Raw genomic sequence first — 14,529 nt, forward strand, 5'->3', positions numbered from 1 at the left:
GCGGAGGCCGCGCGGCGGGCGAGACCGGCTCCGAGGCCGGACCGGACGGCGTCGCGACCGGCCGCGCCGCCGATCGACCCCAGCGTCGAAGAGGTATTTTAATATAGCCAGCGGCGAGACGAAACGTGTGAGCGAACACCCCCTCGCTCCCGTCACCCATGAGTGAGCAACCGCCGCTGGTCCTCGTGGTCGAGGACGAACCCGACTTGGCCGACCTGTACGCCGCCTGGCTCGGCGACGAGTACCGCGTCCGAACCGCGTACGGCGGCCGCGAGGCGCTCGATCAGCTCGACGAGGCCGACAACGAGGTCGACGCGATCCTCCTCGACCGCCGGATGCCCGGCCTCTCGGGCGACGAGGTCCTCACCGCCGTCCGCGACCGCGGCATCGACTGCCGGGTCGCGATGGTCACCGCCGTCGAGCCCGACTTCGACATCCTGGAGATGGGGTTCGACGACTACCTCGTCAAGCCCGTCACGAGCGACACGCTCCGCGAGACCGTCGAGGGGCTCCTGCGGCGCGGAGAGTACGACTCGGAGGTCCAGGAGCTGTTCTCGTTGACCTCGAAGAAAGCGATGCTGGAGTCCGAGAAGAGCGCCAACGACCTCGCCGACAACGAGGAGTACCAGCGCCTCACCGACCGGATCGAGGAGCTGCGCGAGCGGGCCGACGAGTCGCGCGACGCGGTCGCGAGCGACGACGAGGACTACGAGAAGCTCTTTCAGGACTTCGACGCCGACGCGTAACCCGCGGCGGCCGAGGGGGATTCCGCCGACTCTTTATCACCGGTCCCGCCGAACGAGCGGTACATGCGCGTCCGGGACCTGCCGCTGTCTCAGCCCGTCGTCGACCACTTCGCCGATCGGGGCGTGCGCGAGCTGTACCCGCCCCAGCGCGCGGCGGTCGACGCGGGCGTCTGCGAGGGGGCCGACGTCGTCGCGGCGGTACCGACCGCGTCGGGCAAGACGTTCGTCGCCCAGCTCGCGCTGTTGACGGCCGGCGGCCCCGGCCTGTACGTCTGTCCGCTCCGCGCGCTCGCCCGCGAGAAGTACGAGACGTTCGCGGCGCTGCCCGGCGTCGACGTGGGCATCTCCACCGGCGACTTCGACGCGACCGGCGAGGCGCTCGCCGGCAACGACGTGGTGGTCGCCACGAGCGAGAAGGTCGACTCCGCGATCCGCAACGGCGCCTCCTGGGTCGACGAGCTCGCCTGCGTCGTCGTCGACGAGGTCCACCTCCTCGGCGCGAAGCGGCGCGGCCCGACGCTCGAAGTGACGCTGGCGACCCTCCGCCGCCGGAACCCCGACCTTCAGACGGTGGCGCTGTCGGCGACCGTCGACAACCCCGACGCCATCGCGGACTGGCTCGACGCCGCCCTCGTCGAGTCCGAGTGGCGCCCGGTCGACCTGCGGACCGGCGTCGCGGTCGGCGGCGAGGTCGGGTTCGACGACGGCACGAGCCTCTCGGTCGACGTCGGCCCCGACGAGACCGCCGGCGACGGTGACGGCGGCGAGGCCCGGGACGGGGATGCCGACGACACCGACGACCCCGACGCGACCGAGGTCACCGCCGCGCTCGTCGCCGACGCGGTCGCGGACGGGGGCCAGTGCCTCGCGTTCGTCCGCTCCCGGCGCGAGGCGGTCGACCTCGCGGAGCGGCTCGCGGAGGAGGGCCTCGCCGCGGCGCTGGGCGTCGAGGACGCGGCCGCGGCGGCGGCCGAAGAGGCGACCGGCGTGGACGGCACCATGACCGGCCGACAGCTCGCGGACTGCCTGCGCGCCGGCGTCGCGTTCCACCACGCCGGGCTCCGCTCGGGCCACCGCGCGGTCGTCGAGTCGGCGTTCCGCGAGCGGGACGTGGCCTGTATCTGCGCCACGCCCACGCTGGCGGCCGGGGTCAACGTCCCCGCCCGCCGCGTCGTCGTCCGCGACCAGCGCCGCTACGGGGAGGGCGGCATGTCGTGGATCCCGACGCTCGAGGTCCACCAGATGTGCGGCCGCGCGGGCCGGCCGGGGCTCGACCCTCACGGCGAGGCGGTCCTCGTTGCCGACGCCGACACGCGCGAGGCGGTCCGCGAGCGCTACGTCGAGGGCGATCCTGAGGCCGTCGAGTCGCAGCTCGCCGACCCCGGCGCGCTCCGCACGCACGTCCTCGCCGCGGTAGCGACGGACTTCGCGGCGACCGAGACGGAGATCCTCGACGTGTTCGAGGGGACGTTCTACGCGCGGGAGACCGGGGCGGGCGGCCTCGCCGACGCGGTCGCCGTCGCGGTCGACGACCTCGTCTCGGCCGGGATGGTCGCCCGGGAGACGGGCGGCGTCGAGGACTACCGGCTCGTCGCGACGGCCGTCGGGGAGACGACCTCGAAGCAGTACGTCCGCCCTGAGACCGGCGAGCGGATCGTCGCCGGGCTCCGCGCCGCCGCCGACCTCCCGGAGGCGACCACGCTCACCGCCTTCGAGGTGATCTGCGACACGCCCGACATGCAGGACACCTACCTCGGCAACGCCGAGCGCGCCGACGTCTACCGGTTCGCGCGGCGGAACGCCGCCCGCCTCACCACGGACATGACCGACCCGGACGACTTCGAGGGGTGGCTGGAGTCGGTGAAGACGGCGCGGATCCTCGACGAGTGGATCGGCGGCGCGACGGTCGAGGAGCTCGTCGACCGCTACCGGATCGGTCCCGGCGACCTCGACTCGCGCGTCGAGCGCGCGGAGTGGCTGCTGAGCGCGGCCGAGGCCCTCGGAGAGACCATCGGGGTTCGCGTCCCGGCGGTGTCGCGGGCGCGGTCGCGCCTGTGAGTGCGGGACGATAACGAGACGACGACCCCCGTTCGGCGACGGCCCGGGGGAGTTCAGTCCGCCGACCCGACCGCGCGGTGGAAGGGAGTCCGCGCGATGGTCTGTCGCAGCTCCGCCAGCGAGTCGCGACCGACGCCGCTCGCGGCCGACATCACCGCGAACACCTCCTGTCTGGACACCTTCACGCCGGTCTCGGTGAGCGCGTCCTCCGGGCGGCTCCCCAGCTCGCGGAGGGTGCCGACCGCGAGCAGGTACGGGACGGTCCACGCCTCCATCGTGTTGCCGTTCGAGAGGGGCATCGTCTCCAAGTACGCCTGCGCGTCGTCGAGGAACGAGCGGGCGTAGTCGGCGGTGCGGTCGACGACGCGCGCGGACGACTCGCGGTTCTCGGGGTGGACGACCCGCTCCTGGTCGACGCCCTCCGCCTCCAGCCACTCGGCGGGGAGGTAGACGTTGTTCTCCTCGGTGTAGTCGTCGTACACGTCCTTCGAGACGTTCACTAACTGGAGGAGGAGGCCGAACTCCTCGGCGGTCTCCCGCAGCCGCTTCGCGCGCTCCTCGGCGACGTCGCCGCGGGTGAGCAGGTTCGTGATGAGGTTGCCGACCGTGCCGGCCGCGTAGTAGCAGTACTGCTCTAACTCGTCGCGGTCGTCGATGCGGAGCCCGCCCTCGGTGGCGTGGCGGTCGACGAACATCGCCATCCCATCGACCATCTCCAGCACCGGCGGGACGATGGCCGCCTGCGCCTCCGGGTCGAGCTCCTCGAACGTCGCGGCGATCGTGGGCGCCTCGGCGACGACGGTCCAGTCGTCGTCGCGCTCCGCGGGCAGCCACTCGTCGACCGTCTCGCGGAACTCGGCGATGTCGGTCTCGTCGTCCGGGTCGATCGCTCGCCGGTACGTCCGCAGCACGTGGCTCTGGGCGTCCGGCGGGATGTGCCCGGCGTCCTCGACCGTGTCGGCGACGCGACAGAGGAGGTATCCGACGCAGATCTGCGACGCCATCGGTTCCTCTAACACGTCGACCGTCAGCGCGAAGGTCCGCGAGACCCCCTGGACCGCCTCGTGACACCACGCGAGGTCGGCCTCGGCGGGGGCGTGTTCTCGTCCGCTCATTCAGTTGCCAGTGTTTACGGCACAACGCATAAAAACCCTCGTGGAACGGCGGCCGTGCGCCGATCGCCGCTCGGGGCGCCGAAACCGCACGACTCGGTCCCCGTCCGCGCCGACGAACCGCCGACCCGTGTACAACCGTGTGGAAACGGCTAAGTCCGCCCGGCCGAACGCTCCGACATGGAGTTCACGCTCACCGAAGAGCAGCGTCAGATCCGCGACACCGTCGCGGAGTTCGTCGACGAGGAGGTCGTCCCGCGCGCGGCCGAGATCGACGAGACAGACGAGTTCCCCGCGGACCTGGTCGAGGAGATGGCCGACCTCGGGCTGATGGGCATGCCGTTCCCCGTCGAGTACGAGGGCGCCGGCCTCGACTACCACAGCTACGCCATCGGGCTCGAAGAGATCTCCCGCGGCTCCGGCGGGCTCGGCACCGTCGTCGCGGCCCACACGTCGCTGGCCGGGAACATGCTCTACGAGTTCGGCGACGAGGCCCAGAAGGAGGAGTACCTCACCGCCCTGAACACCGCCGAGGACATCGGCGCGTTCGCGCTCTCGGAGGCCGAGGCCGGGTCGGACGTGCCCGCGATGTCGACGACCGCGGAGCGCGACGGGGACGGCTACCTCGTCAACGGCGGGAAGCTCTGGATCTCGAACGGCTCCGTCGCCGACACGGTCACGCTGTTCGCCAAGACCGATCCCGACGCGGGTCGGAAGGGCATCTCGTCGTTCATCGTGCGTCCGGAGGAGGACGACGGGTTCGTCGTCGAGGGGACGGAAGACAAGCTCGGCGACAAGGGGTGTCCGACCGCGGAGCTGCGGTTCGACGACATGTGGATCCCGGAGGAGCGCCGGCTCGGCGAGGAGGGCGAGGGGTTCGTCCACGCGCTGAAGACGCTCAACGGCGGGCGGATCACCATCGCCGCTCGGTCGGTCGGGATCGCGCGCGCCGCGCTCGACGAAGCGAAGTCGTACGCCCAGCAGCGTGAGCAGTTCGACCGCCCGATCAGCGACTTCCAGGCCATCCAGCACAAGCTCGCGGACATGGACACGAAGGCCCGCGCCGCGGAGCTGCTGATGCACGAGGCGGCCGACCTGAAGATGCGCGACGACGACTACATCAAGGAGGCCGCGCAGGCGAAGCTGTACGCCTCGGAGATCGCCCGCGAGGTCGCCAACGAGGGGATCCAAATCCACGGCGGCTACGGCTACACCAAGGACTTCCCCGCCGAGCGCTTCTACCGCGACGCGAAGCTCTCGGAGATCTACGAGGGGACGAGCGAAGTGCTGCGCAACACGATCGCCCAGCAGCTGCTCGACGAGTAGGACCGCGAATCGGTCCCGTCGGTCAGGTCCGCGAATCGGCGCCGTCGCCCTCGGGGTCGTCCCCATCACCCTCAGGATCGTCGCCGTTGGCGTCCCTCCGACCGACCTCCGTGTCGTCGCGGTCTCTTTTCCCATCCCCGTCGCGGTCGTCGTCCGCCTTCGTCCCGTCGCGACCGCCGTCCGCGTTCGGCCCGTGAGCCACGTCGGCGTCCGACGGGTTCTGGTCGACCGCGTACTCGCCGGTGTCGATGCGCTCCGCGGGCTCCGAGTAGTCGCGGTCGCTCGGCGAGAAGTCCGGGCGGACGACGCCGTCTTCGGGGACGTCGTGCGCGTCGCCGTCCGTCGTCTCGTCGGCGTCCGGTACCGCCGTCGTCGGGTCGGACGCCGCCTCGTCGACGTCCGCGTCGGGCCCGTCGGCGCCGGGCTCGGCGGGGCCGTCGATGCCCGCGTTGCGCTCGCCGGCGTCCCCGTCGAGGCCGCCGTCGCCGTCGCCGCTCTCGTCGGCGTCGACGTTTCCGTCGACCCACTCGAAGCGGTCGGTCCCGGCGCCGCGCCGCTCCGCGACGGCGGTCGCGAGGCGCTCGGTGAGCGTCTCCTCTAACGCCTCGGCCTCGGCCACCTCGAAGTCGACAGCGGCGGCGTCGCTGCCGGTCAGCGAACCGGTCCCCGCCGTGTCGGCGACGACCGTCGCGACGCCCCACCGGCGCTGGAACACGGTCCGGCTGTCGATCACGTTCTGGATCCGGTAGTACGGGACGACGGCGACGGTCCGGCTCCAGAAGCCGTTCCGCGTGAGCAGGTGGTCCTCGCCGACCCAGTAGCCGCGGTGCTTCCACTTCAGGTGCGCCGCGGGGGGCGCGACGAGGAGCAGCGCGGCGACCGCGTACCACGGCAGCGCCGCCGAGGCGTACCAGTTCACGCCGTACGCGATCCCCGTGAGGACGCCGACGATCAGCGCGTACCGGATGACGTACCGCCACCGGATCCGCTTCGGCGGCCGCTCGAACTCGGGGGTGCCGAACGACTCGATCTCGTGTGCGAGCCGGTAGACGCGGTCGGTCGCGGCGATCGGCACCGCGGACTGGTTGCCGGACTCCGCGCTCTGTCCGGGGGCGTACCCCGCGGTCTCGATCGAGAGGCTCGCGTAGCCGAGCGCGCGCTTGGCGGGGTTGTCCGTGATCCGCAGCGTCTGGACCTTCTCGGTCGGGATCGACCCGCTGTACCGCCGGAACAGTCCGCGCTCGTACCGGAGTTCGTCGCCGGCGCGCGCGAGCCGGAAGCCGTAGTAGTTCGAGAAGGCGACGCCCGCGCCGATGAGCCACGACGCGATGAACAGCGCCGCCACGCCGACGAACGCCGTCGCGGTGAGCGCGGCGGCCGACGCCTCCGGCAGGAAGCTCGACAGCACCGGGAACGACCCGGAGCTCAGGAACGCCAGGAGCCCGATCAGGCGCCCGTCGAACGAGAGCGCCCCGACAAGGGCCAGCTCGCCCGGCGAAATGGCGAACAGCTCCTCCTCGTCGGGCGCGAACGCGTCCTCGCGGCCGGCCTCGACCGCGTCGACGTCGGTCGCCGCTTCCTCGCCGGCCTCCTCGGGCCGCGCGCCTCCGGCCTTCCGGCGCTGGACCTCGCGCCGGAGCCGGGTCGCCTCGTCGGGCGTGACGAACCGGATCGACCCCTCGGTGCTGGAGCCGCCGGCGGTCTCTAAGTCGACCGCGGCGACGCCGATTGCGCGCTGGATCACGCTCCGGCTCACGTCGACGTTCTGGATCCGTCGGTACGGGATCTCTCGCTCGCGGCGGGAGATGACGCCGGAGGAGATGTCGAGCGTGTCCTCGGTGAGGACGTACTCGAACCGGCGGTAGTACGCGACCTCGTAGGCGAACATCGCGAGGAGGATGGCGGCCCCGCCGCCGACCGCGAGCGGGAGGCCGAACCCGCCGCTGTTCACGATCACGAACAGCGCGACGGCGGTTCCGGCCGCCTTCTGGAGCGCGCGGTACGGGACCGACTGCGGCGCCAGCTTCACACCGCGTCCTCCCCGTCGGCGCGGATGGCCAGCCGCTTCAGCTCCTCGCGGAGGTCGCTCGCGCCGTCCGGCGTCAGCCCGGGGATCCGCACGTCGGCGCCGCGCGACCCGGCGGTGTACACCACGCAGGAGGCGAGCCCGACGGTCCGCTCGATCGGCCCGCGACGCGAGTCGACGTGCTGGATGCGCACCAGCGGCACCGTCGTCCGTACCTGCGTGAGCACGCCGCGGTCGAGGTAGATGGCGTCCTCGCGGATCTCGTAGCTCCAGCGACGGTACCGGAGCAGCGCGTGTCCGACGGTCAGCGTCAGGACGACGGCGCTGACTGCGACCGGCGCCCATCGCGGGAGGTACTCGAGGTACGCGCCGCCGGCGAACGGGGCGGTCACGAGCGCCGAGAGCAGCACCGCGCGGAGGACCCACACGATCTGGATTCGGGGGTGGAGCGTCTGTGCCGTCATCGACGGTCCCCCGTCGCACGTCCGTGTGTCATGGGAGGCGATTGCGGGGCCCGACGTATAAGTCCGGTCGGAACCGCCCGGTGGAACTCGGCCCGACAACCATGCGAAAGGATCTCTTTCGAAGGCGATACTTGCCGAAACCGATATCACGGGCGACGGAGTCGTGCCGGCCATGGCCGACGACCCGTTCCAGAACATGCTCGCCCAGATGGACCGCGCCGAGGAGTACGCAGACGTGGACCACGGGGTGTTCGAGCGGCTCAAGCACCCGGAGCGCACGCTGAAGGTGACGCTCCCCGTGGAGCTGGAGTCCGGCGAAGTCGAGGTGTTCGAGGGGTACCGCTGTCAGTTCGACAGCGCCCGCGGCCCGTTCAAGGGCGGCGTCCGGTTCCACCCGTCGGTCACCCAGCGCGAGGTCGAGGCGCTCGCCGGCTGGATGACGTGGAAGACGGCGCTCGTCGACCTCCCCTACGGCGGCGCGAAGGGCGGCGTGATCTGCGAGCCGAAGGACCTGACCGACCGCGACCTCGAACGGCTCACCCGGCGGTACACCGAGGGGATCCGCCGGATGATCGGCCCCGAGATCGACGTGCCCGCGCCCGACATGAACACGAACCCGCAGACGATGGCGTGGATGATGGACACCTACTCGATGTACGAGGGGTACTCCGTCCCCCAGGTCGTCACCGGGAAGCCGCTGGAGATCGGCGGGACGCCGGGCCGCGTGGAGGCGACCGGCCGCGGCGTCTCGCTCGTCACCGAGCGGCTCTTCGAGTACCTCGACCGCGACCTCTCCGACGCCTCCGTCGCCATCCAGGGGTTCGGCAACGTCGGGTCGAACGCGGCCCGGCTCCTCGACGAGGCCGGCGCCAACGTGGTCGCGACCTCGGACGTCTCCGCCGCGGCCTACGACCCGGACGGCCTCGACGTGGCGGCGCTCGGCGCGCACGTCGACGCCGGCGGCCTGATCGAGGAGTACGTCGCGGACGAGTACCGGGGGAACGCGGACGGGTCGAGCTGGGACGACCCCGACCGGATCACCAACGCGGAGCTGCTCACCCTCGACGTCGACGTGCTCATCCCGGCCGCCGTCGAGGGCGTGATCACCGCCGACAACGTCGACGACCTCCGGGCCTCGGCGGTCGTCGAGGCCGCGAACGGGCCGACGACGGTCGCCGCCGACGAGGTCCTCACCGAGCGCGACATCCAGGTCGTCCCGGACATCCTCGCGAACGCGGGCGGCGTCATCGTCTCGTACCTGGAGTGGGTCCAGAACGCCCAGGAGTTCTCGTGGCCGCTGGAGACCGTCAACGCCGAGCTCGAGCGCCGCATCGGGAGCGCGTTCGACAAGACGATCGACCAGTACGACGAGAAGGATCTGCCCGACCTGCGGACCGCGGCGTACACGCTCGCCTTGGAGCGCACGGCGAAGGCGCACGAGTACCGCGGGCTCTTCCCGTAGCGAGTCGCGCGCGGCCGAGGCGGACGCCCCGCGACCCTCAGACCCGGCGGATCCGGTCCGCGGCGACCGCGATCGGCTCGGCGTAGTGGAGCAGCGGCTCGCCGTCCGGTTCGTCGAACCCGTTGGCCGCGAACAGCGTGTTCGCTCGTATCTCCGCCGCGGCCGGGCGCAGCGTCCACGGCTCGTGTTCGATCTCGCCGACGTACAGCCGCCCGCCGGAGCCGGCGGTGTAGAAGCGGTAGTTCTCTGTGAGGAACGCCGGCAGCGACCCCGGTTCCGGCGTGAACGCCTCGCCGGCCGGCGCGTACGTCGCGTCGAACCGCGCGTGCGGGGCGCCGTCGTGGACGCGCCGGCTCGCGAACCGCACGGCGCGGCCCGCGTCCGTGCCCCCGCCGCCGACCCCGTCCCACGCCCCCGGGCGTCGAACGTCCGTCTCGGCGCGGTAGTAGGGGAGCCGGAACAGCCCGCGGGCGACCGCCACGCCGAGCCGGTCGTCCGCGTCGAGGCTGTGGAAGTAGACGCCGGGCCCGTTCGGGCCCTCCACGTAGGTCCGGAGGTTGAGTTCGGGGAACGACAGGCCGACCGGCACCCCCCGCGGGCGGATGTCGTCCATCACGAACGGGACGACCCCGAGGTAGGCGTCGCCGTCGCGGGTCGCGACCGACAGCCCGTCGGGCAGCGCCGCGGCGACGGTCGACGGGTCGACGGCCCAGTGCGCGAACAGTCCGTCCCGCCACGTCATCTCCAGCCAGCGGCGTTCCAGCATATCCGATCGTAGGGGACGAACGGGCAAAACCCGCACGCCCCCGGCGCCCCGGGGCTCCAGACCGACCACGCGGTCGCCCCGCGTCACTCCGCCGGCGCGTCCGACTCCCCCGACGCGTGCGACCCGTCCGCCGCGTCCTCCCACTCCGGCGCGTCCTTCCACTCCCCGAGCCCGGACGGGTCGAGGTGGACGTGGACGTCCCCGACGTCCTCCAGCGCGCGGAGGCTCGTGACGAGCTCCGTCTCCACGTCGTGGGCCGCCCGGAGCGTCATCTCCCCGTCCACCTCCACGTGGACCTCGACCTCCAGGTCGGTCCCGTCGTAGTAGACGGTGAGGTCGTGGACCCCCTCGACGGCCGGGTGATCGCGGAGCGCGGCGACGACGCGCTCGCGGTCGCCGGAAGGCGGCGCCGCCCCGACGAGGTACGTGACGTTCTCGCGGCCGATCTCGACACCCTGATACACGACGAGGAGGCTGACGAGCGCGCCGGCGACCGGGTCGAGGATCGGGACGTTCAGGAACACGCCGAACACGCCGACGAGCGCCGCGATCGTCGTGTAGATGTCGTTGAGGCAGTCGACGGCGAGCGCGTCGAGCGCGGTCGAGCCCAGGTCGGCGTTCACCAGCTCCGTGTACCGGTACAGGAGGTACATGTCGGCCATCGCGAACAGCAGCGCGCCGACGAGGAGCGGGCTCGCCGTCACCTCGGCCGACCCGACCAGCCCGCGGACCGACTCGCGCAGCAGGAGCAGCCCGAGGATCGCGACCGTCGCGCCGACGAAAAGCGCCGTCAGCGGCTCGATCCGCTGGTGGCCGTGCGGGTGCGTCTCGTCCGCGCTCTCGTACCGCGAGCCCCCCCAGACGAACACGACCGCGCTCGCGACGAGGTCGGCGACCGAGTGGGCGGCGTCGGCGACCAGCGCGACGCTGCCGAACGCGAGCCCCGCCGCACCCTCGACCGCGATCTTCACGGCGTTGCCGGCGACGTTCACCGCCGCCGCCCGCTGGAACCGAGCGCGGTCGTCGTTCCCGAAGGGACTCAGCATAGACGCCGGTGCGCCCCCGACCCTGTTAAGCGTCCCGCGTCGCGCCGCCGCCGCCCGCCCGGGGCGCCGCCGCGACCGATCGGTCGTCGCGTCAGCGGCCGGATACTCCGTCGTAACGCCTAAGACCGAAACGCTCCTCGGTGACGGTAATGAATCACGAGTTTTTCGCCCGAGGTGGTCCCGGTGGGCGTCGAAATTAAGGAAACGGAGGTGAGCGACGAGGACTTCGAGGAGATGAAGGGGTTCGTTCGCGACTACCTCGCGGCCAGCGTCGAGAGCGAGGACGACGGCGGACGGATGCGCTGGTACCCCTGGCACTCCGCGTCGTACCGCTTCAACCACATCCTCAACGTCGTCGACCTCGCGACCGAGATCGCCGAGGCCGAGGGCGCCGACGTGGACGTCGTGCGGGTCGCGGCCGTCTTCCACGACGTCGCGAAGCTGGAGGCCGAACAGGACGTCCACGCGGAGGCCGGCGCGCGCGTCACCCGAGAGTACCTCCAGAGCCGCGGCAACTACCCCGAGTCGTTCATCGAAGAGGTGTGCGGCGCGGTCGTCGACCACTCGTACACGGGCGACCTCGACGACGTCCCCCTAGAGAGCCGGTGCCTGATCGAGGCCGACGTGCTCGACAAGGTCGGGGCCAACGGCGCCGTCCTGATGCTGTTGCGCATGGGGTACGAGTCGCGGACGCACATGGACGCCGCGAAGATGGTCGACCGCGTGCTCCAGCGCGCCCGCGACCACACCGACCGCGTCGTCTCCGACACCGCCGAGAGCATCGCGCACCAGCGGATCAAGCGCGTGAAGTGGCTCCGCGAGTGGCTCGAAGAGGAGGTCTCGCGGATGGACGCCGAGGGCGTTACGGACCGCTGAGAGCGGCTCCGGCCGCTATTCTCCCGCACCGCTCGCGTCGACGAGCGGGAGCATCGCCTCCAGGTAGCGGTCGATCCCGGCGCGCGAGCCCGCGACCCAGGAGCCGCCGTTCGCCGTCGCCCAGCGGAACATCCCGCCCGTCGCGAACGTCTGGAGCGTCACGGCCACCTCGGCGGCGTCGACGTGGTCGGGATCGCGCCCGGGTGAGTCGTCCGCGGTGCCCGGTGACCCGTCGTCGTCGGTCTCGGCCGCGGCCTCGCGGACGAGTCGTTCGAGATACTCGCCGAAGACGCGGTCGCTGCGGTCGAAGTGGTCGCGGTACGCCTCGTCGCTCGCGGCCTGCGCGCGGAGCTCCGTCATCACCGTGACGAACCGCTCGTCGGGGGCGTACGGGTCGTCGAGCGACGCGGGGTCGACGACCGCCGTGAGGTAGTCGTCGAGCTGGTCCCGGGCCGAGCGATCGAAGGCCTCGGGGGGCATCTCCGGCACCTCGTCGGCCGCGGCCGCCGCGGCGTCGTCCGCCGGCTCCACGAGGGACCCGTCCGCGACGGACGCCTCGAACTGGTCGAGCAGGAAGCCGAGGAGGTCGAGCAGCAGGTCGTCTTTCCCGTCGTAGTGGTGGTACACGAGCGACGGGCTCTTGTCGAACTCGTCGCCGATCCGCTGGATCGTGACGTTCGCGTACCCGTGTTCGCAGAGCGCGCGGAACGCCGCGCCGAGGATGGCCTGCCGGGTGTTCGAGGGCTCCGCGAACGGGTCGTCCATACCCGACGTATTCGCCCCCGGTATATACAGCTCTTGATTGAACGTTCATTCAACACGCTTATGTCGCGGGGCTCGCTCGGGGACGTATGACTCGTTCCGACGCGTCACGGTACGACCGGCCGCTCCGCGCGGCCAGACCCTCGCGCGGCCCCGCCGGAGGGGACCGATGAGCCGACCGGCGCGACTCGCCACCGCCGCGCTCGCCCTCGCCGCGGCGAGCGCCCTCCTGGTCGGCGTCTCGCTCGCCGGCGCCGCGGCGCCGAGCGGGGGCGGATCGCCGGCGGACTCGGCCGCCCTGTCCGGGGCCCCGACCGCCGACGGCGTCGTCGCGCAGACGAGCGATCCGACCCCGCGACAGGTCCGCGGGTCGCCGGTGCTGGAGGTCTTCGCCTCGCAGCGAACGGTGCCGGCGGGCGCGGAGTCCTCAATCACGCTCGACATCGTCAACACCGGCGAGATGGAGATCGGTAACCAGCTCGACTCCCGTGTGACGACCGCGCGCGGGCTCACCGTCGAGGTCGACGACGGCGGCGTGCCGATCGACGTCGAGGACGGCGAGATCCCGGTCGGCGACGTCTCGACCGCCGCGAGCCCGGTCGCCGTGCCGCTCGACGTGACCGTGCCCGAGGACGTGCCGGACGGGCGATACGAGGTGGAGGCGACCCTCCGTTACCGCTACACCTTCGAGATCATCCCAGAGTTCAACGACCACAAGGACCGCCGCGGCATCGACGACTTCGACGTCACCATCGTCGTCGACGACGGCGCGCGGTTCGCGGTCTTAGAGACCGACACCGACGCGCAGGTCGGCGGGAGCGGCGACGTGACCGTCACGCTGGCGAACGTCGGCGACGAGACCGCCCGCGACGCGGTCGTCTCCGGGAGCACGACCGCGCCCGGCGTCACCCTCGGGCAGGGCGGCGGACAGTCGTTCGTCGGCGACTGGGCGCCCGGCGAGAACCGGACGGTGACCTTCGACTCGACCGTCGGGCAGTCGTTCGCCGGCGGCGCCTACGCGCTCTCCTCGACAGTCGACTACCGCGACCCGAACGGCCTCGACGAGACGGCGGCGCCCGCCCGCGCCGGGGTCGTCCCGCTCCGCGAGCAGTCGTTCTCCTTAGACGACGTCTCCGGCACGCTCGAAGTCGGCTACTCCGGGACGGTCACCGGCACGATCACGAACGAGGGACCGCGTACCGTCGAGAACGCGGTCCTGGTCGCCGACTCCGGGAGCAACCGCGTGAGCCTCGGCGAGAGCCGGTACGCGCTCCCGCGGATCCCGCCCGGGGAGTCGGCGGAGTTCACCTTCGACGCGGACGTGAGCGGGAGCGCCGACCCCGGGCCGCGGCAGTTCCGGTTCACCACGGAGTACGAGAGCGGCGACGCGACCCTCACTGCCGAGCAGACCCGGCGCGTCGAGGTCGCGCCGCGACAGCCCGAGTTCGAGTTAGCCGTCGAGAACGCGACCGTCCAGGCGGGCGACACCCGCCGGATCAACGCCACGATCACGAACCGGCGGCCGGAGACCCTCTCGTCGATCAACGCCGGACTCTACGCCGACAGCCCGTTGACGGCCGTCAACGACGAGGCGTTCGTCGACGAGCTCGAACCCGGCGAGTCCGCGCGGATCTGGTTCGAGGTGGCCGCCGCGGGGAGCGCGAGCGTCGAGGACCACCCGGTCGAGCTCGACTTCCGCTACGAGGACGCCCGCGGGAACGACCGCATCTCGGACATCACCCAGGTCCCGGTGACCGTGACCGAATCGGTCGACGACGGCGGGCCGCCGCTCGGCCTCGTCGCCGTCGCCGCCCTGCTCGTCGCCGCCGCGGTCGGCGGCGCCGTCTGGTACCGACGACGGTGATCGGATGAGCGGACGCACCAC

12 protein-coding genes are annotated in these 14,529 nt (G+C 71.9%); 6 read left to right on the forward strand and 6 right to left on the reverse strand.

The genetic code is table 11. From position 1 onward, the window contains the following. The first annotated feature begins 158 nt into the window (after positions 1–158). The gene (locus EXE50_RS01155; protein WP_053772206.1) at positions 159–746 is read left to right on the forward strand and encodes a HalX domain-containing protein; all 588 of its coding nucleotides are present in this window, start codon (positions 159–161) and stop codon (positions 744–746) included. Positions 747–809: 63 nt separating this feature from the next. Next, positions 810–2,804 carry a DEAD/DEAH box helicase gene (locus EXE50_RS01160; protein WP_053772205.1) on the forward strand — a complete coding sequence of 665 codons (1,995 nt, stop codon included), beginning with the start codon at positions 810–812 and terminating at the stop codon, positions 2,802–2,804. A 53-nt stretch (positions 2,805–2,857) separates the two neighbouring features. On the opposite strand, the gene EXE50_RS01165 is transcribed toward EXE50_RS01160, so the two are convergent. Next, positions 2,858–3,919 carry a phytoene/squalene synthase family protein gene (locus EXE50_RS01165; protein ID WP_053772204.1) on the reverse strand — a complete coding sequence of 354 codons (1,062 nt, stop codon included), beginning with the start codon at positions 3,917–3,919 and terminating at the stop codon, positions 2,858–2,860. Between the two features lie 177 nt (positions 3,920–4,096). Between EXE50_RS01165 and EXE50_RS01170 the strand changes: the two genes are divergently transcribed. Further along, a complete protein-coding gene (locus EXE50_RS01170) occupies positions 4,097–5,242 on the forward strand; it encodes an acyl-CoA dehydrogenase family protein (RefSeq protein WP_121599005.1) in 1,146 nt (381 codons plus the stop codon). A gap of 22 nt (positions 5,243–5,264) precedes the next feature. Here the strand turns inward: EXE50_RS01170 and EXE50_RS01175 are convergent, their stop codons facing one another. Further along, positions 5,265–7,271 carry a PH domain-containing protein gene (locus EXE50_RS01175; RefSeq protein ID WP_137704126.1) on the reverse strand — a complete coding sequence of 669 codons (2,007 nt, stop codon included), beginning with the start codon at positions 7,269–7,271 and terminating at the stop codon, positions 5,265–5,267. After that, the gene (locus tag EXE50_RS01180; protein WP_137704127.1) at positions 7,268–7,732 is read right to left on the reverse strand and encodes a PH domain-containing protein; all 465 of its coding nucleotides are present in this window, start codon (positions 7,730–7,732) and stop codon (positions 7,268–7,270) included. Before EXE50_RS01180 ends, EXE50_RS01175 begins: the two co-directional genes overlap by 4 nt. Before the next feature lie 172 nt (positions 7,733–7,904). Between EXE50_RS01180 and EXE50_RS01185 the strand changes: the two genes are divergently transcribed. Next, positions 7,905–9,194, forward strand: coding sequence for a Glu/Leu/Phe/Val dehydrogenase (locus tag EXE50_RS01185; protein WP_137704128.1), 1,290 nt, complete (start codon positions 7,905–7,907; stop codon positions 9,192–9,194). 37 nt (positions 9,195–9,231) lie between these two features. Here EXE50_RS01185 and EXE50_RS01190 read toward each other — a convergent pair whose 3' ends face one another. Continuing rightward, complete coding sequence (locus EXE50_RS01190) at positions 9,232–9,960, reverse strand: YqjF family protein (RefSeq protein ID WP_137704129.1); 729 nt, start codon at positions 9,958–9,960, stop codon at positions 9,232–9,234. 83 nt (positions 9,961–10,043) lie between these two features. Beyond that, on the reverse strand, positions 10,044–11,006 hold the full coding sequence (locus EXE50_RS01195) for a cation diffusion facilitator family transporter (protein WP_137704130.1): 963 nt from the start codon (positions 11,004–11,006) through the stop codon (positions 10,044–10,046). A 174-nt stretch (positions 11,007–11,180) separates the two neighbouring features. Between EXE50_RS01195 and EXE50_RS01200 the strand changes: the two genes are divergently transcribed. Further along, positions 11,181–11,882: an HD domain-containing protein gene (locus EXE50_RS01200; protein ID WP_053772197.1), complete on the forward strand. Its 702-nt coding sequence runs from the start codon at positions 11,181–11,183 to the stop codon at positions 11,880–11,882. Positions 11,883–11,897: 15 nt separating this feature from the next. Here the strand turns inward: EXE50_RS01200 and EXE50_RS01205 are convergent, their stop codons facing one another. Continuing rightward, the gene (locus tag EXE50_RS01205) at positions 11,898–12,647 is read right to left on the reverse strand and encodes a TetR family transcriptional regulator (RefSeq protein ID WP_137704131.1); all 750 of its coding nucleotides are present in this window, start codon (positions 12,645–12,647) and stop codon (positions 11,898–11,900) included. Between the two features lie 166 nt (positions 12,648–12,813). Between EXE50_RS01205 and EXE50_RS01210 the strand changes: the two genes are divergently transcribed. After that, on the forward strand, positions 12,814–14,508 hold the full coding sequence (locus EXE50_RS01210; RefSeq protein ID WP_137704132.1) for a COG1361 S-layer family protein: 1,695 nt from the start codon (positions 12,814–12,816) through the stop codon (positions 14,506–14,508). The last annotated feature ends 21 nt before the right edge of the window (positions 14,509–14,529 follow it).

It is taken from the genome of Halorubrum sp. ARQ200 (assembly GCF_005435115.1).
GTDB lineage: Archaea > Halobacteriota > Halobacteria > Halobacteriales > Haloferacaceae > Halorubrum > Halorubrum tropicale.